Below are 18,875 nucleotides of genomic sequence, written 5' to 3' on the forward strand. Positions count from 1 at the left end.
CAACGACCGCCCCCGGATGACCCTCGGCTGGGACAGCCCAGCCGAACGCGTGACACAGTTACTCAACACCGCCCACCAACAGCAATGTTGCAACGACCGCTAGAAACCGCCTCCTCTGGGGGGCGTGCCCTTGTCCAGCGTATCGAGCCGGTCCGACAAACTGCGGAAATCATCACAGTCGCGCGGTTGTTGTCCACATCTCGGCCAGGCTGTGGACAACGTGCCCCAAGCGCCGGCGTGGGGCTATTCCGCCGCCAGCAGCAGCGCCGTAGCGAAGGCTGCGATCCCCTCGCCGCGTCCCGTCAGCCCCAAGCCGTCCGATGTCGTTCCCGACACGCTCACCGGGCCGCCCACCGCCTCCGACAGCACCTTCTGCGCTTCCTCGCGCCGCTTCCCCACCCGCGGTGCGTTCCCCACGATCTGGACCGACGCGTTTCCCACCCGCCAGCCGGCCGCCGAGATCAGCTCGCGGACCTCCGCGAGCATGTCCACTCCGTGCGCGCCGTCCATCCGGGGGTCGCCCGTGCCGAACACCGCGCCGAGGTCGCCCAGGCCCGCCGCCGACAGCAGTGCGTCGCACAGTGCGTGGGCCGCCACGTCTCCGTCCGAATGGCCCGCGCAACCGTCGACGCCCGGCCACAGCAGGCCCGCCATCCAGCACTCGCGGCCCGCTTCGACCGGGTGGACGTCGACCCCGTTGCCGATCCTCACAGCGTCTCCTCGTTCTTCGGTGCCGCCGCGATCGCCTCGGCCAGGGACAGTTCGAAATCGGTCGTGACGCGCATCGCGTCCGGGTGCCCGGGGACCGTTGCCGCGCCGGTGACGTCCCACGGCTCGGCCGACCGGAACGCCGCGAGCGTGTAGCCGATCGGCGTCTGGACCGTGCGCAGCCGCGAGCGGTCCTCGGTCCCCACGATGAACGAGGCGTCGGTCACCTTCACCGTGTCCGCCATCGGCAGCACCGGCACCACGACTGGGAAGTCACCGACCGCATCGATGACACCACGCACGGTTTCCGCAGGAATGAAGGCCCGCAGCGCGTCGTGGAGGAGTACAACTGACTCACGGGGAAGATCGGGCTCGACCGCGGCGAAGGCCTGCTGGGGCGAGCCGGTGACGATCCGGCAATCGAGGCCGCGAACCGCCTCGGAAAACGACAAAGCACACCGCTGGGGGGCCGCTACGACAACCAGATCGATCTCCGGTACGTCCAGCAGCCCCCGCACGGTGTGCGTGAGTAGCGCCTCACCATGGACCGGCGTGAGAGCGAACTCTCCGTCGGAGGCATGATGTGCGACGGTCACGATCACGACGACGTTCATCGATTCGCGATCGTAGAGGCACCCGCCCGCCCGTCGGGCGAGATGCCCTGGGCTCAGACCGTCGCGGTTTCCAGAACTTCGTCGAGGAGGACTTCAGCCTTGTCCTCGTCGGTGCCCTCCGCGAGCGCGAGCTCGCTGACCAGAATTTGCCGCGCCTTGGCGAGCATGCGCTTCTCGCCTGCCGAAAGCCCGCGGTCCTTCTCTCGCCGCCAGAGGTCGCGCACCACTTCGGCCACCTTGTTCACATCGCCGGAGGCGAGCTTCTCGAGGTTGGCCTTGTACCGACGAGACCAGTTCGTTGGTTCCTCGGTGTGCGGAGCACGCAAAACGTCGAAGACCTTGTCCAGTCCTTCTTGCCCGACGACATCGCGTACGCCTACGATCTCGGCGTTGTCAGCGGGCACGCGAACCGTGAGATCCCCTTGCGCGACCTTGAGGACGAGGTACTTCTTTTCCTCGCCCTTGATCACGCGGGTCTCGATGGCTTCGATGAGTGCGGCACCGTGGTGCGGGTAGACGACGGTCTCTCCGACCTTGAAAACCATGTGTCCTCTGCCCCTTTCGCTGACTCCATCCTATCACGGTCCGCCAGTGCCCACCTAGCGGGCCGGACTCGTCCTCGCAGGTCAGCGGCCTGAGCGGGGGTTGACAAACGTCCGACCCCCATGCTCATGCAGGTGACCGGGACGGGTTCCATCGGGCAAAGGGAAATCCTTTGTGGACGGTTGATCTTGGGCGCAACGCGGACCGGTTCGGTGCGGGAGATCGCCCCCGGCTAGTCTTCGCGGGGACGAGGCCGTGAAAAGGGAAGGACTGCGACGTGAGGCTGCAGAATCGTCGCGTGCTCGGCGCGGGCGTGCTGGCGCTCGGTGCCGCGCTCGTGCTCGCCGGGTGCGGGGCCGGCCAGATCACTCAGACCGACTCGCAGCAGCCCGCGGTCAACGGCACGTATGCCCAGGTCAAGACGATTGTCCTGCGCGACGTCGCGGTGCAGTACCCGACGTCCGGCCCGGGGTACGCGGCCGGCGCGACCCCGGCGCTGACGCTGACGATCGTGAACCAGGGCGCCCAGGACGACACGCTCGTTTCGGTGACGACCGAGGACGGCGCCCAGGCGACCGTCGGCGGCTCGAAGGACGTCGTCGCCGGGCACTCCCTGGTGATCGGCCCGGACGACGCCGTCGAGTCCACCAACGAGGTGCAGACCACACCGCCGTCCTCGCCGTCCTCGTCCTCGGAAGCTCCGACCGCGACCGGGACCGCCACGGGCACCAGCTCCACCGGCACCGCGACGTCTTCTTCGTCGGCCGAGACGCCGTCGAGCAGCGCGACGCCGACCGCCGCCCCGGCGACCGTCGGCAAGGGCAGCGTGACGCTGGCCGGGCTGAAGCAGGCGCTCTGGCCGGGGCAGACCATCAAGGTCACCTTCGTCTTCAAGAACGCCGGAGCGGTCACCGTCGAGCTGCCCGTCGCGGCGCCGGCGCACGTCAAGGAGTAGGTCCCCGGTTTTGTCGGTGGTCGCCGATAGCCTCGCGGGGTGAAGAAAGGGACCACCTACCGCTGCGGGAGCTGCGGGTACGAAGCGGCCAAGTGGCTGGGCCGGTGTCCGGAGTGTCAGGAGTGGGGCACCCTCGAGGAACGCGGCGCCCCGGTCAAGCCGGCCATCCAGCGCGTCGCCGCCGGCGCGCCGAGCATGCCCGCGCGGCCGATCGGCGAGGTCGACGTCGAAGCGGCGCGCGCTCGCCGCACCGGTGTTTCCGAGCTGGACCGCGTGCTGGGCGGCGGCCTGGTGCCGGGTGCCGTGGTGCTGCTCGCGGGTGAGCCCGGCGTCGGCAAGTCGACTCTGCTGCTCGAGGTCGCCTACCAGTGGGCGAAGACGGTCGACCGGTCCCTGTACGTCACGGGCGAGGAGTCCGCGGGCCAGGTCCGGTTGCGCGCGGAGCGCACGGGCAACGTCCACGACGGCATGTACCTGGCCGCCGAGAGCGACCTTTCCGCCATCCTCGGGCACATCGACGACGTCAAGCCGGGCCTGCTGATCGTCGACTCGGTGCAGACGATGGCGTCCCCGCAGGTCGACGGCTCACCGGGCGGGGTGACGCAGGTCCGCGCGGTGACGTCCGGGCTGGTCGCGGTGGCCAAGGAGCGCGGGCTGCCCGTGGTGCTGGTGGGGCACGTCACCAAGGACGGTTCGGTGGCCGGCCCGCGCGTGCTGGAGCACCTGGTGGACGTGGTGCTGCAGTTCGAGGGCGACAAGCATTCGACGCTGCGGATGCTCCGCGGCATCAAGAACCGGTTCGGCGCCTCCGACGAGATCGGCTGCTTCGAGCTGCAGGAAGAAGGCATCGTCGGGGTGCCGGACCCGTCCGGGCTGTTCATCAGCCACACGGCGGAACCGGTGCCGGGCACGGCGATCACGGTGTCGATGGAAGGCAAACGGCCGCTGCTGGGCGAGGTCCAGGCGCTGGTGTCGTCGACGTCGGCACCGCAGCCGCGCCGCGCGGTGAGCGGCCTGGACTCGGCGCGGGTGGCGATGGTCCTGGCGGTGCTGGAGAAGCGCGGCGGGCTGAAGCTGGGCGACAAGGACGTGTACACGGCCACGGTCGGCGGCATGAAGATCACCGAGCCGGGGATCGACCTCGCGCTCGTGCTGGCGTTGACGTCCTCGTTCGAAGACGTCGCGCTGTCGCCACGGCTGGTGTCGGTGGGCGAAGTGGGGCTGGCGGGCGAGATCCGCAGGGTGCCGAGCGTCGGGCGCCGCCTGGCGGAGGCGGCCCGGCTGGGGTTCACGCACGCGCTGGTGCCACCGGACTCCGGGAAACCGCCGGCCGGGATCCGGGTCCTGGAGGTGGCCAACGTCGCGGACGCGCTGAACGCGGCCAGTCACGCCCGCTGATCACCCCGAAGTCCGGGTGATCGCGAACGAGTACTCCGTCTCCAGGTCCTCGGGCAGCGGCGGCCCGGCCGGGCTCACGGGCGTGGTGGTCGGCGGGCCCGTGATGCCGCTCGACGGGGGCGGATTCTTGGAGGTGCTCTTGGGGACCTCGTTGCTGCTGATGGTCGTCGGCGTGACCCTGGGGTAGGCGTCCCAGGCCAGCAGCTGGGCCGTGTCCGGGTCGAGGTACAGGCGCTGGCTGGAGTCCTTCGCGATCAGGACGGTGGCGGGCCGGCCGTCCTGGGTGTGACCCGGCGTCGCAAACCCGCCGTTGATCCCGCCGAACGCGTCGCGCAGCGCGAACCGGACGTCCTTGCGGACCAGGCCCGTTTCCAGCGCGGTGCGCACCATGGTGAGCGCTTCCGTGGGGGTGTGCACCTTCGCTCTGTTGTCCTGGTCGATCGTGTCGAAGGTCAGGCGCTTCGCCAGCGCCCCCCGGTCGGGGGTGAGCGAGGCGATGAAGGCCGCGTCCGGGGTCAGCCAGTTCTGGAACGGCGTGTTCCACCTCGGGCTGATCTGCCCGGCCAGGTTCTGGCCGGGGCCGAACCGGCCGGCCGGGCCGTCCTCGTCGAACGGCGCCAAGTTCACCTGGACGTCCTTCGAGCCGCCGAACCCCCGCACGGCGCCGGTCCACTTCGTGCGCCGGTGCCAGACGCCGGTGGGGTCGGCCGGGATCCACAGCTCGACCGACTGCTGCATCTCGGCCGACTGCCCTTCGAGGCTCTCCGGCAGCCATTGGAGCTTCTGCGCGTAGTGGAACTCGCCGGGTTCGAGGGGGCGGTCGAGGTCGGCGAGCGTCGCCGCGGGCTGGGCCGGCTCCGGTGCGGGCGCCCGCAGCGAGGCGACGACCGCGAGCCCGCCCACCAGCGTGACGACGGCCGCGGCCACCGCGATCCACCGCCAGGGCCCGCGGCGCGTGACGGCCGGCGGTGCCTCCGAAGTGCCGGCCGCGGCCATCAGGGACGCGCGGGCGAAGGCCAGCCCGTCGTCCTCGTCGACGTCGTCGTGCAGGTCCGACAGCGCGGCGTCGAGTTCGGCGTCGGACCAGATCTTCCGGACGTTGTCTTCACGCAAGGTCCTGCACCTCCTCTTGGGCCGGGGCGTTCGTCCTGAGCCAGCGTCTGATCCGGTGCAGCCGGGACCGGACGGTACCCGGCGGGATGCCGAGTGCCTCCGCGACCTCGGCCGGTTCGAGCCCGGCCCACGAGACGAGCAGCAGCGTGTCCCGGTCGGCGGGGCTGAGCTTGGCCAGCGCACCGGCGAGCTGGGCGGCCCGCACCTGGGCATCGACCTGCTCGGCGACCCGGCCGTCGTGGCCGGCGTGGCTGGTGTCCCCGGAGCGGGCGAGCCGCGCGGTGGCCTGCAGGCCGCGCAGTTCGGACCGGATGTGGTGGCGGAGCAGGTTGGTGGCGATGCCGTAGAGCCACGACCGCGCGGTGCCGAGCTCAGGCCGATAGCTCTCGCGGCGCCGGAGCGCGACGAGGAAGGTCTCGGCGACGAGGTCGTTCGCCGGTTCGGCACCGACCCGCCGGGCGAGGTACCGGCGCAAGGCCGCGGCATGGGCGTCGAAGAGCCGGCCGAACGCCGGCCCGGGCTCGGCTCCGCCCAGGTCAGGGCGGTCGTGCCCCCAGATCTCCGATCCCTCGTGGATCACCTGCATGCCCCCAGTTGCCCGCAGCCTCCGCCAGCGTTCACGGTGAACGTACGGGAGTGGGGGATTCGATGATCATCCGATGTGTGGCGGACTCCGGCGGGCAGCGGGTGGTGCCCGCTTACGGCTTGACCTATGTCCTTCCGCCCGAGTTCCGGCTGACTCAGGGACAGGAGTACGAGGTCTACGGGCCTTCGCCCGGCAGGTGCAGACCAGGACTAGTTCGCTCCCGCTGGATACGACGCCCTGGATTGTCGAAGGCTGGGCGATGTACGACCCCGTCGACGACGGCCTGACCTGCCTCGAGTGGCTCAAACAGGTCCGGGACCACCTTTCGGCGTGATCCATTCGGGGTGGGGTTAGAGACGGAAGTCGGATTCTGCCGGGATCATCCCACGGTGAGGCGTTGGCCAACCGACGTCACAACTGGGGAAGGATCGTCATGCGCAGATTCCGGCTGGGATTCGTCACGCTCGTCGCCGCCATGGGGCTTGTCTCGCTGCCCGCGGTCGCCAGCGCCACCACCGAAGCCGTTCTCAACATCCAGTACCAGGTCCAGGAAACCGGGTACTGGTGCGGCCCCGCCGCCACGCGGATCGCCATGTCCGCGCGGACCGGGAACCTGCCCAGCCAGGGCACGCTCGCCTCTCAGCTCGGCACCACCACCAACGGCACCGACTGGGTCGGCCAGGTCACCGGCGTCCTCAACGGCGATCTCGGCACCTCCTGGTACGAAACCAAGGAGATGCCGAACGACCCGCCGACGCAGGCCCAGCGTGACCTGCTCTGGAACGACATCGTGCTGGACATCAACAACGGCTACGCGATTGTCGCCAACATCGTCGCGCCCGCGAACAACCACCCGCCGGGCTACCCAAACTACACCATTTACCACTACTTCACCGTGATCGGGTACGACAGCTCCGACCGGACCGTCAAGATCGCCGACCCGGCGAGCTTCGGCGGGAACCAGCTCTACTGGCTCAGTTTCGACCAGCTCGCGACGCTGATCCCGCCGAAGGGCTACTCCGCCTAGATCCCCAGCAGTCCCCAATAAACCGCCCAGGGGACGAACACCACGCCGCCGGCGAGCAGCACGCCGAGTCGCGGGGTGCGGTGCCGCCACCACGCCACCGCCGTGCCGATGGCGGCGGCCACCGCGCCCAGCGACAGCAGCTGCAGCACCAGCCACGGCAACGGCCGTCCCGCGAGCACCGGGCCGAGGTTCCGGCCCATCGTCACCTGGATCAGCACGTCGAACGCCAGGAAGCCCAGTACCGCGAGCAGCCCGGTCGCGGTCAGCCAGCGTGCCGAAGCGGCAGACGGGCCGCGCCGGAACAGCGGGTAGAAAGCGAACGCCAGCACCAGGAACAGCAGTACGGCCAGTTGCAGCCACGTCGATTCGTACCAGCTCAACGGCGTCACCGCGAAGCTCGGCCGATCCTGCACCGGCGGCGCATCGGCTGAAGACGCAGCGGGCATGGCGTGCACCCACGTGCCCACCAGTTCCAGGTACCCCGGCGCGTATCCGGGCAGCTTGTCGTAGCCGTCGGTGGTGCGACGCAGCTGGTGCTGCGCGTCCGGGAAGACCCGCAATGTGTAGTGCGCCAACGACTCCTGGAAGATCCGGACCGCTTCACCCGGCGGTGTCAGGACGTCCTTCGCGCCCCACAACCCGAGTACCGGCTGACGCAGGCTCTTCAGCACCGCCACCGAGTCGTAGTGCGCCTCCGGGAACACGCCGCCGCCGACGAGCTGACGCATCATCGTCGATGACGCCATCCCCACCATCGATCCGTCCATTCCCAAGCGCCGCAACTGGTTCTCGATCGCCCACGCCTGTTGTCGCGACGGTTCGACGCCGTTCGCCCCCAGCGTCACGACGAAAGCGACGTCGGCGGACTTGGAAGCGGCGAGTGGCGCCACCCAGCCGCCTTCGCTCAACCCCCAGACGCCGACCCGCGCCGGATCGACCTCGGGCCGTTTCCGCAACGCCTCGACCGCGGCGAGCGCGTCGTCCGCCAGGGTCGAGTAGGAGCGCGAAAACAGCGAATAGCCTTCGGTGCGCTTGTCGTAGATGAGTGTCGCGATGCCTTCCCGCGCAAAGGCTTCCGCCTGCTCGCGGTAGTCCTCCCGGCTGTGTGCCCCCGAGCCGTGGACCATCACCAGACCCGGCAGCTTCGAGCCGCCGGGCGGTGCGACGACGGTGCCGTGCAACGTCACCCCGCCGTTCGTGAACGTCACGTCCGAGCTGTCCGCCGCCGATGCCGGTGGCTGCGCCGCCGTGACGGCCAGGATCACCCCGGCCAGTAGTAGAGCCCCTCTTCGCATGTGGATTCCCCTGTCATGGTCATTCCCCTGGTTCCGGGAACGCGAGCCAGCGCACGAGCACGCGCCGCGCTTCCGGTGACCGGTCGTCCTCGGATCGCCAGTACCGGCGGAACAGCTCCATGTAGTCGTTCCAGAACCGCTGCAGCTCCTCGGCGGTGAGCCAGGTGCCGCCACGCGCGTAGAGCAGCGAGTCCGGCCAGTCGCCGGGCAGCTCCTCGCGCTGTTCCGCGAACCGGTTGAGCTTCTCGAGGTCTTCCTCGAACCCCTGACGCTGCATGTCGTCGAACAGCACCCGGGATTCGGCGCTCTGCTCGCTGCGGCGCGGCCAGCGGATGTCCCGCGGTCGCGTCCGCCACCACCGTTCCTTGCCCCGCGCGAGCTCCGGGACGTCCTCGACGAACCCGAACCGGGCCAGCTCCCGCAGGTGGTAGCTGGTCGCGCCGGTGTTCTCGCCCAGGGCTTGGGCGAGCTTCGTGGCTGTCGCCGGCCCGGCCGACAACACGCCGAGTATCCGGCGGCGCAGCGGGTGCGTGACGGCCTTGAGGGCGTCCGGGTCGAGCTCTTCCGGTGGTGGAGCGCTGGTCATGACCCCAAGGTAGCCGTGCAAAGGAAATTATGCAAAGAAATCTGTGCATGTGGGTCGGCCGGAGCAGGAAGAGCAGTTGTGGCACCTGGCTGACCGGGCGCGGCTGCCCAAACGTGGCTCCGCGGGTCGTGCCGGAGGATGTCGGCGCCTACGACGCGGGCTCTGGATGCGGAGGATTCGATCGCGCTGATCGAACGGCTCTGAGCGGGAGGCTGCGGTGTCCACTGTAGACACGCTGTGGTTCACAGAGCAGCTACAGCACCAGCGGGCGAACTGCACCTGAGCGCCGCCGCCTGGTCGGCTTTCGTCACCAGATCGGGTGGTCGCTGAACTTCCGCAGCGTCTGCATCGACGGCCGCACGTAGAACATCCCCACCAGGAACCCCATGGTGGCGAAGGCGAGCGTCGAGAACGTCGTGAGCAGGTCCGGTGCCCGGAACTGCGGGCTGTCGCGCCACACCCGGAACACGATCGGGACCGCGAACGACCCGAGAATCAGCACGAGCGTCAGCACGTACGTGAACACGAGCGCGTTGCGGGCCGACGCGGCGATCGCGACCACCAGGTAGTCGCCGCGCAGGCAGCGACGGGACGACAGCACCAGCACCGCGATCGCCAGCACGCCCAGCGGCGGCAGCACCGCCGCGGCCTTGCCGACCAGCGCGTCCGGGAAGGCGTGGCCGTGGACGATGCCCTGCAGGAACGTCGTGAGCCCGAACAGCAGGACCATCCCGGCGATCATCGAGCAGCCGACGACGACCGAGCCCCAGCGCACCCGCTCGGCGAAGCGGGGCGGCAGCGGCACGAACTCGACCTGCCCGAACGTCCCCTGCATCCACCACCTCCGAATGCCGTCAAGGCCACCTTACGGGCGTCGGACGCCTGCAAGGTGGCCTTGACGGCAGTTCGGACCGAAAGGGCTAGCCCGCCGCCAGCAAGTTGGCGCACCGGATCAGCCCGATGTGCGAATAAGCCTGCGGATGATTGCCGAGGGACCGCTCCGCGATGGGGTCGTACTGCTCGGGCAGCAGACCCGTCGGGCCGGCGGCCGCGACGATCTGGTCGAACAGCTCCTGGGCCTCGGTGCGCCGCCCGGTGAGCAGGTACGCCTCGATCAGCCACGCCGCGCAGATGTGGAAACCGCCCTCACCACCCGGGAGGCCGTCGTCGCGGCGGTAACGGTACACAGTGGACCCACTGCGCAGCTCCGCCTCGATCGCGGTCACCGTCTGCTGGAAGCGCTCGTCGGCCGGGTCGATCAGGCCGGTGAGCCCGACGAACAGGGACGCCGCGTCGAGGTCCGTGCCGTCGTAGGCCGTGGTGAAGGCCTGGACCTCGTCGTTCCAGCCGTGCTCGAGGACGTCGTCCTTGATCTCGTCGCGCAGGGTCGGCCACGCGCCGGGGACGCCCCGGCCGTACTGCTCGCCGAGCTTGATCGCGCGGTCGATGGTCACCCAGCACATGACGCGGGAGTAGACCCGGTGGCGCGGCACGTGCCGCTCCTCCCAGATCCCGTGGTCGGGCTCGTTCCAGCGCCGCGTGACGGCTTCCGCCATGGCGCGGACCATCTGCCAGTCCTCGTCACGCAGGTCGCCGCGCGCGGTGGCGAGGGTGCCGACCAGCTCGACGACCGGGCCGAAGACGTCCAGCTGCACCTGGTGGTTCGCCAGGTTGCCGACCCGGACCGGGCGAGAACCGGCATAACCGGGCAGCGACTCGATCACGGCTTCGGCGCCGATGACGCCACCGGCGAGCGTGTACAGCGGGTGGAGCCGCTCGGGGCCGGCCAGCGTCGCGAGCACGCCGTGCAGCCACTTGAGGTAGCCCTCGGCTTCGTCGAGCGAGCCCAGGTGCGCGAGCTCCCGCACGGTCATCGCGGCATCGCGGATCCAGCAGTAGCGGTAGTCCCAGTTGCGGACGCCGCCGATCTCCTCCGGCAGCGACGACGTCGCCGCGGCGAGCACGCCACCGGTGTCGGTGTTGACCAGGCCGCGCAGGGTCAGCGCCGAGCGCAGCACGAGGTCGGTCTGCACCTTCGGCAGCTGCAGCTTCGACGTCCACTCGCTCCAGTAGCGGCCCGCGCGGTCGCGGCGTTCCACTTCGGACAGTTCGTGGTCGCCGAGGTCGGTGGTGCCGCAGCGCAGCTCCAGCACGACCGGCTGGGTCGGCGTCGGCTGGACGAGCGCGGTCGCCGTGTCGTGGAGGCCGTCGGAGGTGAGGGTCCACTCGACGCCCGGCGAGTAGAGCACGAACGGCTCCGACGTGCCGAGCACCCGCAGGCCGCCCTCGGTGATCTCCAGCTTCACCGGCACGCCGCCGAACTCGGGGCGCGGCGCGAACTTGACGCTCGCCACCGCCTCGCCCGAGATCACGCGGACCAGGTCCGTCCGGTGCTGCGGGCTCTCCGGCTCGAGGTAGTCGGTGACGAGCAGGCGCGACCAGCGCGTCTCGACCGTCATCGTGTTCGGCAGGTAGCGCTGGCCGAGCGGGAGGCCGTTGCGGTGCGGCTTGATGGAGAAGTGGCCGGCCCCCTCGCCGCCGAGCAGGTCCGCGAACACCGCGGGCGCGTCCGGGCCGGGGTGGCAGAGCCAGGTCAGCTTGGCATCCGGCGTCAGCAGTGCGACCGAACGCTCGTTGGCCAGCATCGACAGCCGCTCGATGGGCGGGGCCGACTCGCCGTAGAGCCAGTTGCGCCGCTCCTCCAGCAGGAAGCCGAGGACCAGCGCGACGTCGACGGTGTCGGGCACGCGGAACCCGGCGAGCGTCTCGCCGTCGCCGACCTTGATGCCGAGGTCCGGGCCGGACAGGCGGGCGAAGGCCTTCTCGTCGGTGACGTCGTCGCCGAGGAAGATCGCCGCGGTGGCGCCGACCTGGTGGCGCAGGATGTCGAGCGCGCGCCCCTTGTCCGTCTGGACGACCGCGAGCTCGACCACCTCCTTGCCGTCGGTGGTCGACACTCCCTCCCATGTGGACGGTCCGGAGTGGACGGCCGCGAGCACGCGGCGGCCGGCCTCGTGCTCGGCGCGGCGCACGTGCACCGCGATGCTCGCCGGCTTGACCTCCAGGGACACGCCCGGGACGTCCAGCACGAGTTGTTCGAGCTCGGACTCCAGGCGTCGGTGCAGCTCACGCGCCTTCTCGTCGAGCGCGTGGATGAAGCCGATGTCGAACTCCGAGCCGTGGCTGCCGACGAGGTTCACCTCCGAGGGCAGCCGCGAGAGCGTCGCGAGGTCACGCAAGGCGCGGCCGGAGATGACCGCCGTGGTGGTCTCGTGCAGACCGGCGAGCGATCTGAGGGCCCCGACGGACTCGGGCAGCGGGCGCGCCTCGTCCGGGTTGAGCGTGATGGGTGCCAGCGTGCCGTCGTAATCGCAGGCGACCAGCAAACGCGGAGTACGGGCGATCTGGACGATCGCGCGCCGCAACTCGGCGGGCAGGGCCTCGGCAGTCAACACTCCTCCTCAGGAGCTCGTGCGTGGTCGGGACCAATCAGTCGACCGCTTCGGCACCCAGAGCTTGCAGGAACGAGCGCGCCCATCGATCGACGTCATGAGTGAGGACCTGGCGACGCATGGCGCGCATCCGGCGACGGCCCTCAGCCGGGTCGAGCGTAATGGCAGCTACCAACGCGTCCTTCACCCCGTCCAGGTCGTGAGGGTTCACGAGGAATGCGCTAGAGAGCTCGGCGGCGGCGCCGGCGAACTCCGACAGCACCAGCGCGCCCCCGAGGTCGTGCCGCGCGGCGACGTACTCCTTGCACACGAGGTTCATGCCGTCACGCAGCGGCGTCACGACCATGACGTCCGCGGCGGAGAAGAAGCCGGCCAGCTCGGTGCGGTCGACCGATTGGTGCAGGTAGTGCACGACCGGGTGGCCTACGCGGGAGAACTCGCCGTTGATCCGCCCGACCATCTGCTCGATCTCGCCGCGCATCCGCTGGTAGTGCTCGACGCGCTCGCGGCTCGGGGTGGCGAGCTGGACGAACGTGACGTCGTCCGGCTGCAGCCGTCCCTCGTGGAGCAGCTCGTGCAGCGCTTGCAGGCGCAGGTCGATGCCCTTGGTGTAGTCGAGGCGGTCGACGCCCAGCAGGACCGTCTTGGGGTTGCCGAGGTCGCGCCGCAGCTGCGCGGCCCGCTCCTGGACGCCCTTGGTGCGGGCGAGGGTGTCGAGCCCGGCGGCGTCGATGGAGATCGGGAAGGCACCGACCCGGACGGTCCGGTCGCCGACCTGCATGGTGCCCGGCCGCGACCGGACGCCGACCGCGCCGCGCGTCGACTCGAGGCCGATCAGCTGGCGGCACAGCCAGAGGAAGTTCTGCGCCCCGCCAGGGCGGTGGAAGCCGACGAGGTCCGCGCCGGTGAGGCCGCGGATGATCGCGGCGCGCCACGGCATCTGCATGAACAGCTCGACCGGCGGGAAGGGGATGTGCAGGAAGAACCCGATGCGCAGGTCCGGTCTCAGCTCGCGCAGCATCGCCGGCACCAGCTGCAGCTGGTAGTCCTGGATCCAGACGGTCGCGCCCTGGGCGGCGACCTCGGCGCTGGCCTGGGCGAAGCGGCGGTTGACCTTGACGTAGCTGTTCCACCACACGCGGTCGAACACCGGGCGCTCGACGACGTCGTGGTAGAGCGGCCAAAGCGTGGCGTTGGAGAAGCCCTCGTAGTAGTCGCGGACCTCGTCGGCGCTCAGGGAGACAGGATGCAGCACGAGACCGTCGTCGTCGAACTCGTCCACGTCGACGTCGGGGATGCCGGGCCAGCCGACCCAGGCACCCTTCCGCGAGCGCAGGAACGGCTCCAGCGCGGAGACGAGCCCGCCGGGGCTGGCCGTCCAGCGGCGCTCGCCGTCGGTGCTGCGTTCGAGGTCGACCGGTAGCCGGTTCGCCACCACGACGAAGTCGGCTTGGTTCCCGTTCTCCTGTTCAGTCACGTCTGCTGCTCCTCGCGTCCTGGGTCGCGGCCCCAGAGTGAAACCCTATCGCGTGAGCGATGAACAGCCGGTGACCGTTGAGTTACTCCAAGCGTCGATCGGCTGCTTCGAGCGGACCAGCCATGCGTGGTCCGGCGAACCGCCGCTCGAGCCTGCCCAGACCGGTCCGTACCGGCTGGGCGAGCCATTCGCCGAGTACCACGCCCGCTGCCAGCGCAAGCCCGATCGCGACGGCCGTCATGAGCGTCGAGATGTCGCCACTGGGCTCGACCCCGATCTGATACAGACCACGGTAGGTCGAAAGACCCGGAAGCAGCGGAGTGATCCCGGACACGGCGACCACCAGTGGAGTAACGCCGAGTCGCCGCGCGAGCACGCCACCGCAGAAACCGACGAGCGTCGCGGCGATCGCGGACGAGCTGACGCCGTCGAGCTGCGCGAGCATGAGGCCGCCGTAGACCGCGGCGCCGATGGCCCCGGCGGCCGCGGCGACCAGCATCGCCCGCATCTTGGAGTAACTGGCGAGCGCGAAGCAGGCGGAGGCGCCGGCTCCGCCGAGCACGACCAGCGGCAGCTGCTGCGGCGTCGACCCGCTGACTTCGGGCAGCGGCGTCCGCGGCAGGCCGAGCATGACGGCGATCCGCAGGGCCAGCACGACCCCGGCGATCAGGCCGGCCGACATCAGCGCGGTCTCCATGGTGCGGCCGGCGGCGGTGACGTTGTAGCCGGTGATGGCGTCCTGCACCGCGGAGACGGTGGAGAGGCCGGACAACAGCACGGTGACCGCGGCCGCGACGACGAGCGTCGGTTTGTTCGTGGTCAGGAGGTTGCTGCTGACGATGGCCATCGCCGAGAGCGTCGCGACCAGCCCGCCGATGACCTGCTGGAAGAAGAAGGGCAGGCCATAGCGGTTGACGAGCCGGCCGATCCGGTCGATGACACCACTGATGGCGAACGCGACGAGCGCGATGTCGAGGCCGCCGCCGAGCAGGATGGTGATGAAGGCGGCGACCCCGCCCCAGGACAGCGTCGCGACCCAGCGGGGGTAGGGGTGCGGCGCCTGCGTGATCCGCTCGAGCTCGGTCTGCGCCTGCTCGGCGCCCACGTTGCCGCGCACGATCTGCCGGATGAGCTTCTCGGTCTCGGTCAGCCGGGTGTAGTCGAGGCTCCGGCTCCGCACGACGCGCAGCGCGGTGACGGGCGAGAGGTCACTGCCCCGGTGGCAGGTGACGGTGATCGAGGTGAAGATGACGTCGACCTCGCAGTGCGGCAACCCGAGGGCCCCGGCGATGGCGATGATCGTCGCGGTGACGTCGGAGGCGCCGGCGCCGCTGGCCATCTGGACCTCGCCGATGCGCAGGGAGAGGTCGAGCACGAAGTTGACGGTGGCCTCGTCGGGCAGCTGAGGCCCCATGGCCTCGTCGGCGTCGACTGCGGGGAACTCACCGGTGGGTGCCTCGAGGACCTGCCAGGGGCGGCGCTTGAGGAGGTTGGGGCGGTGCGTTCTCGGCTTCTGCCGCGGAGGTTCGAGGAGGGGCCATCTGGTCGTGGTGCCCCCGTTGGTGCGCTCGTTGATCTTCAAGATCCACCTCCTCGCTCTTCTCTCTCCCCCGGCACATCGACCGGGGTGTGTCCACTGTTGCAGTGGCGTGCGCCACGTCGCTCCATAGTGGCCTGGAGCTGGGGATCATGCCTCTCGAGAGGATCTTGACGGGGGCCCGATACACTGGGTTCGGCGCTTGGGGCGCCAGGCCGCTATAGCTCAGCTGGTAGAGCATCTGTCTTGTAAACAGAAGGTCAGGGGTTCGAGCCCCCTTGGCGGCTCCGGATAGAAACGGTCAAGGGCGCGATCGCGCCCATTCGCGGAGCAATCGCCGACTGCCATCGCCTCGACGGCGAGTCTTTTCCGTCGCCGTGGACGGGTGCCGAGTGGTACGTCGGGTAGGACCTCGCTCGGCGAGGCTCGTCCAATCAGGTCAGGTTTTGACATCTCATATTCCAGATCCGGGTCCTACGCTGGGTGAACAGCTACGGCGAGTGGAGCAATGGGGCTAGGCCATAGGCTGAAAGAGTGACGCGTCTCACTCTCTCAGGTGTTGATCGCACCCGTTGTGAGCAACCGGTCACCTTCTCTACAGTGACCCGCGTGACTCCGGAGATCGAGTCACGCACTTCCATCGGATTCGGTTCACGAACCGCACTTTTGTTGAACTAGGAGCAGGCCTTGCTTGGAAACGCCATGAGCAGTGGCCGGGTTCGCACTCGCCGCGCCGCGCTCGGGCTCGCCCTCACCGTCGCGGCCGCGACAGCCCTCACCGGTTGCAGCGCGCTCGGCTCGGACGACTCGAACGCCTCGTCGAGCGGGGGTGGCCTGGAGAAGACCAAGATCAAGGTCGCGATCTTGCCCACCGTCGACACCGCTCCGCTGTGGCTCGCTCAGGACGGCGGCTACTTCAAGGCCGAAGGTCTCGAGGTGGAAACCGTCGTGGCCGCGAGTGGCCAGGCGGCGATGACGAAAACGGTTTCCGGTGAAACCGACATCGCGATCTCGAGCTACATGCCGTTCTTCGTCGCGAAGAGCACGGGTGCGGCCGACCTCCAGCTCGTCGCGGACGCGACGTCGATCGCCCCGAAGTCCATCGCGATCGTCACGACGCCGAACTCGCCCGTGAAGACGATCAACGACCTCGGTGGCAAGCGGATCGCGATGACCGCCAAGAACACGGCGAGCGACCTGCTGGCCAAGTCCCTGATGAAGGACCACGGCGTCCCGATCGACAAGGTGAACTGGGTCCCGATCCCGTTCCCGAACGTCGCGGCGGCGCTGGCGCAGGGTCAGGTCGACGCGGCGCTGCTGCCCGAGCCGTTCCTCTCGCAGGCGGCCAAGACCGCGGGTGCGATCCCGGTGATCGACGTCAACTCCGGTGCCACGCAGGAGTTCCCGCTTTCGGGCTACGGCGCGACCTCGAAGTGGGTCAAGGCCAACCCGAAGACCCTCGCGGCCTTCCAGCGCGCACTGCAGAAGGCCACCAGCGAAACGAACAAGGACCGGTCCAAGATCGAGCCGCTGCTGGTCAAGTACGCGAAGATCGACGAAGCCACGGCCAAGCTGCTCAGCCTGCCCAGCTTCGGTGCCACGCTGGACGCCCGGCGCCTGCAGCGCGTGCCCGACCTGATGCTGCAGATGGGCGCGATCACGACCAAGGTCGACGCCGCGGCGATGATCGCTCCGCAGGCGACCACCTGATCCGACACCAAGCACTGAACGCCCGCCGGCCGCAGCAGGTTTCGCACCTGCTGCGGCCGGCGGGCGTTTTGGTGTGTCAGTAAGGCGATTCTTCCGACGAGGTGACGCGGATGTGGACCAGCGTCGGGCGCTTGTCGTCCAGTGCTGCCGTCAGCCCCGGGACCAGACCGGCCGGCTCGGTGATCGTCACGCCCTGGCAGCCCATGCTCGCCGCCAGCGCCGCGAAGTCGATGCCACCCAGTTCCGTGCTCGGCAGCTTCTCGCTGCCGATCGAGTCGCCGAAGATGCGGACGGCGGCGTACTCGCTGTTGTCCATGATCAGGATCGTCACGGGCAGGTCCTGGCGTGCGGCCGTCCACAGTGCCTGGATGCCGTACATGCTGGAGCCGTCGCCGATGACGCCGATGACCTTGCGGTCCGGGGCACCGAGCGCCGCGCCGACGGTGCCCGGGACGCCGTAGCCGAGCGTGCCGCTGGCGATCGTCAGGAACCCGGTGTCCGTTTGCGTGATCGGCAGGTGGTCGTGCATGACACCGCGGTGGCTGGGTGCTTCCTCTACGACGATCGCGTTGTCCGGCAACAGATCCGTGAGTGTCGAGAAGACGAACTCACCGGTGAGCTTGTCGCCACTGGGCTTCGCGGGGCGCTGGAGCGGGGCCGGCGCGGGCCGGCTGTTCTGGCCGACGACGTCGAGCAGGGCACGGACGCCGAGCTTCGGGGTGGCGCGGATGCCGGTGCCTTCGTAGGCGCGGGCGAGGAGGTGTTCGTCGTCGCTGACGATGAACAGCGGCGGCAGCGGAGCTTCCCCGCGTCCGCGGTCGACGTGGTAGGTGAAGGCGGGCGCGCCGAGCACGACGACGAGGTCGTGCGCCGCGAGCTTGTCGGAGATGGTGCCGCGCTCGGGGTCGAGGAAACCTTGGAACAGCGGGTGGTTTTCCGGGAAGGAGCAGCGGAAGGACATCGGCGCGACCCAGACGCCGGCGTTGAGGCGTTCGGCGAGGGCGACGGTTTCGGTGACGGCACCGTCCTGGTCGACGGCCCCGCCGACGACGATGGCGGGTCGTTCGGCGGCTTCGAGCGCGGCGGCGAGTTCGGCGACGGCTTCGGGGTCCGGTGCGAAGCCGCGGATCCGGGGCCGGGAGATGACGGGCCGTTCGGTGGTGGCGGTCCAGTCGTCGGCCGGAACGGACACGAAGACCGGCCCGGACGGCGCCTGCGTCGCGACGTGGTAGGCGCGGGAGAGCGCGGCGGGGACGTCTTCGGCGGTGGCGGGTTCGATGGACCACTTGACGTAGGGCTTGGGGAACTCGGGGGCGTCCATGGCGCCGAGGAAGGGATCGTGCGGCAGGAGCGAGCGGCTTTGCTGTCCGGCGAGGACGATCAGCGGAGTTCGGTTGCGGTAGGCGGTGTAGAGGCTGCCGAGCCCGTGCCCGACACCGCCGGCGGAGTGCAGGTTGACGATGGCGGCCTGCCGGGTGGCTTGCGAGTAGGCGTCGGCCATCGCCACGACGGTGGACTCCTGCAGGCCGAGGATGTAGTGGAAGTCGTCGGGCCAGTCGGTGAGGAACGGGACCTCGGTGGTGCCGGGGTTGCCGAACACCGTGGTGAGGCCGAGTTCGCGGAGGAGTTCGCGGGAGGCGTCCAGGACCGTGCGCTTGATCATGCGCCCAGATTAACGCTTAGGGTTGCGAAGGAAATCCCCCAAAGGGCCGCCAACCAGGGCCAGGACGGTCATGGTGTGCCATGTGGACGTGCTCCCGGTGCGCGAGCTCGCGGCCTGTCCCCCTTGCGAGCTACTCGGAACTGTCCACCCCACGGTGACGTTTCGAACCCGCCGAATCCCTAGCGTTCTCCCTGGCCGCGGCGCTCCCGCC

Annotated in this window: 16 protein-coding genes and 1 tRNA gene; 5 read left to right on the forward strand and 12 right to left on the reverse strand. The window is 69.6% G+C overall.

The genetic code is table 11. The features are described from left to right. Nucleotides 1-243 precede the first annotated feature (243 nt). Genes ispF through QQ657_RS36005 form a run of 3 tightly spaced genes read right to left on the reverse strand, consistent with a single transcriptional unit; the run spans nucleotide 244 to nucleotide 1,867 of the window. Nucleotides 244-711, reverse strand: coding sequence for a 2-C-methyl-D-erythritol 2,4-cyclodiphosphate synthase (gene ispF / locus QQ657_RS35995; RefSeq protein ID WP_284746787.1), 468 nt, complete (start codon nucleotides 709-711; stop codon nucleotides 244-246). Continuing rightward, entirely contained in the window at nucleotides 708-1,322 is a 615-nt protein-coding gene (locus tag QQ657_RS36000; RefSeq protein ID WP_284746788.1) for an IspD/TarI family cytidylyltransferase, read from the reverse strand. Before QQ657_RS36000 ends, ispF begins: the two co-directional genes overlap by 4 nt. A 53-nt stretch (nucleotides 1,323-1,375) precedes the next feature. Continuing rightward, nucleotides 1,376-1,867 carry a CarD family transcriptional regulator gene (locus QQ657_RS36005; protein ID WP_004559016.1) on the reverse strand — a complete coding sequence of 164 codons (492 nt, stop codon included), beginning with the start codon at nucleotides 1,865-1,867 and terminating at the stop codon, nucleotides 1,376-1,378. A 275-nt stretch (nucleotides 1,868-2,142) separates the two neighbouring features. Between QQ657_RS36005 and QQ657_RS36010 the strand changes: the two genes are divergently transcribed. Further along, on the forward strand, nucleotides 2,143-2,820 hold the full coding sequence (locus QQ657_RS36010) for a copper chaperone PCu(A)C domain-containing protein (protein ID WP_284746789.1): 678 nt from the start codon (nucleotides 2,143-2,145) through the stop codon (nucleotides 2,818-2,820). Between the two features lie 39 nt (nucleotides 2,821-2,859). Then, the gene (gene radA / locus QQ657_RS36015; RefSeq protein WP_284746790.1) at nucleotides 2,860-4,218 is read left to right on the forward strand and encodes a DNA repair protein RadA; all 1,359 of its coding nucleotides are present in this window, start codon (nucleotides 2,860-2,862) and stop codon (nucleotides 4,216-4,218) included. On the opposite strand, the gene QQ657_RS36020 is transcribed toward radA, so the two are convergent. Both QQ657_RS36020 and QQ657_RS36025 read right to left on the reverse strand, forming a co-directional pair. After that, on the reverse strand, nucleotides 4,219-5,331 hold the full coding sequence (locus QQ657_RS36020) for a hypothetical protein (RefSeq protein ID WP_284746791.1): 1,113 nt from the start codon (nucleotides 5,329-5,331) through the stop codon (nucleotides 4,219-4,221). Then, nucleotides 5,324-5,917, reverse strand: coding sequence for an RNA polymerase sigma factor (locus QQ657_RS36025; protein ID WP_284746792.1), 594 nt, complete (start codon nucleotides 5,915-5,917; stop codon nucleotides 5,324-5,326). The genes QQ657_RS36020 and QQ657_RS36025 overlap by 8 nt, the downstream gene beginning before the upstream one ends. Before the next feature lie 433 nt (nucleotides 5,918-6,350). On the opposite strand from QQ657_RS36025, the gene QQ657_RS36030 reads away from it, so the two are divergent. Further along, the gene (locus QQ657_RS36030; RefSeq protein WP_284746793.1) at nucleotides 6,351-6,944 is read left to right on the forward strand and encodes a C39 family peptidase; all 594 of its coding nucleotides are present in this window, start codon (nucleotides 6,351-6,353) and stop codon (nucleotides 6,942-6,944) included. On the opposite strand, the gene QQ657_RS36035 is transcribed toward QQ657_RS36030, so the two are convergent. From QQ657_RS36035 to QQ657_RS36060, 6 genes are all read right to left on the reverse strand, one after another. Continuing rightward, nucleotides 6,941-8,209, reverse strand: coding sequence for an alpha/beta hydrolase family protein (locus QQ657_RS36035; protein ID WP_284746916.1), 1,269 nt, complete (start codon nucleotides 8,207-8,209; stop codon nucleotides 6,941-6,943). The two genes, QQ657_RS36030 and QQ657_RS36035, sit on opposite strands and share 4 nt — an antisense overlap. A 49-nt stretch (nucleotides 8,210-8,258) precedes the next feature. Continuing rightward, nucleotides 8,259-8,825 carry an ArsR/SmtB family transcription factor gene (locus QQ657_RS36040; protein WP_284746794.1) on the reverse strand — a complete coding sequence of 189 codons (567 nt, stop codon included), beginning with the start codon at nucleotides 8,823-8,825 and terminating at the stop codon, nucleotides 8,259-8,261. 307 nt (nucleotides 8,826-9,132) lie between these two features. Beyond that, complete coding sequence (locus QQ657_RS36045; RefSeq protein WP_284746795.1) at nucleotides 9,133-9,660, reverse strand: hypothetical protein; 528 nt, start codon at nucleotides 9,658-9,660, stop codon at nucleotides 9,133-9,135. Between the two features lie 85 nt (nucleotides 9,661-9,745). Further along, nucleotides 9,746-12,277 carry a trehalose-phosphatase gene (gene otsB / locus QQ657_RS36050; protein ID WP_434056814.1) on the reverse strand — a complete coding sequence of 844 codons (2,532 nt, stop codon included), beginning with the start codon at nucleotides 12,275-12,277 and terminating at the stop codon, nucleotides 9,746-9,748. Nucleotides 12,278-12,314: 37 nt separating this feature from the next. Then, entirely contained in the window at nucleotides 12,315-13,754 is a 1,440-nt protein-coding gene (locus tag QQ657_RS36055; RefSeq protein WP_284746797.1) for an alpha,alpha-trehalose-phosphate synthase (UDP-forming), read from the reverse strand. Between the two features lie 82 nt (nucleotides 13,755-13,836). Continuing rightward, complete coding sequence (locus QQ657_RS36060) at nucleotides 13,837-15,336, reverse strand: threonine/serine exporter family protein (protein ID WP_284746798.1); 1,500 nt, start codon at nucleotides 15,334-15,336, stop codon at nucleotides 13,837-13,839. Nucleotides 15,337-15,505: 169 nt separating this feature from the next. On the opposite strand from QQ657_RS36060, the gene QQ657_RS36065 reads away from it, so the two are divergent. Then, nucleotides 15,506-15,578, forward strand: a tRNA-Thr gene (locus QQ657_RS36065). Between the two features lie 415 nt (nucleotides 15,579-15,993). Then, nucleotides 15,994-17,001, forward strand: a complete 1,008-nt coding sequence (locus QQ657_RS36070; protein WP_284746799.1) for an ABC transporter substrate-binding protein — start codon at nucleotides 15,994-15,996, stop codon at nucleotides 16,999-17,001. Between the two features lie 76 nt (nucleotides 17,002-17,077). On the opposite strand, the gene mdlC is transcribed toward QQ657_RS36070, so the two are convergent. After that, a complete protein-coding gene (mdlC, locus tag QQ657_RS36075) occupies nucleotides 17,078-18,664 on the reverse strand; it encodes a benzoylformate decarboxylase (RefSeq protein ID WP_284746800.1) in 1,587 nt (528 codons plus the stop codon). Between the last annotated feature and the right edge of the window lie 211 nt (nucleotides 18,665-18,875).

The sequence above is a fragment of the Amycolatopsis ponsaeliensis genome (assembly GCF_030182635.1).
In the GTDB taxonomy this organism is placed as follows: domain Bacteria; phylum Actinomycetota; class Actinomycetes; order Mycobacteriales; family Pseudonocardiaceae; genus Amycolatopsis; species Amycolatopsis ponsaeliensis.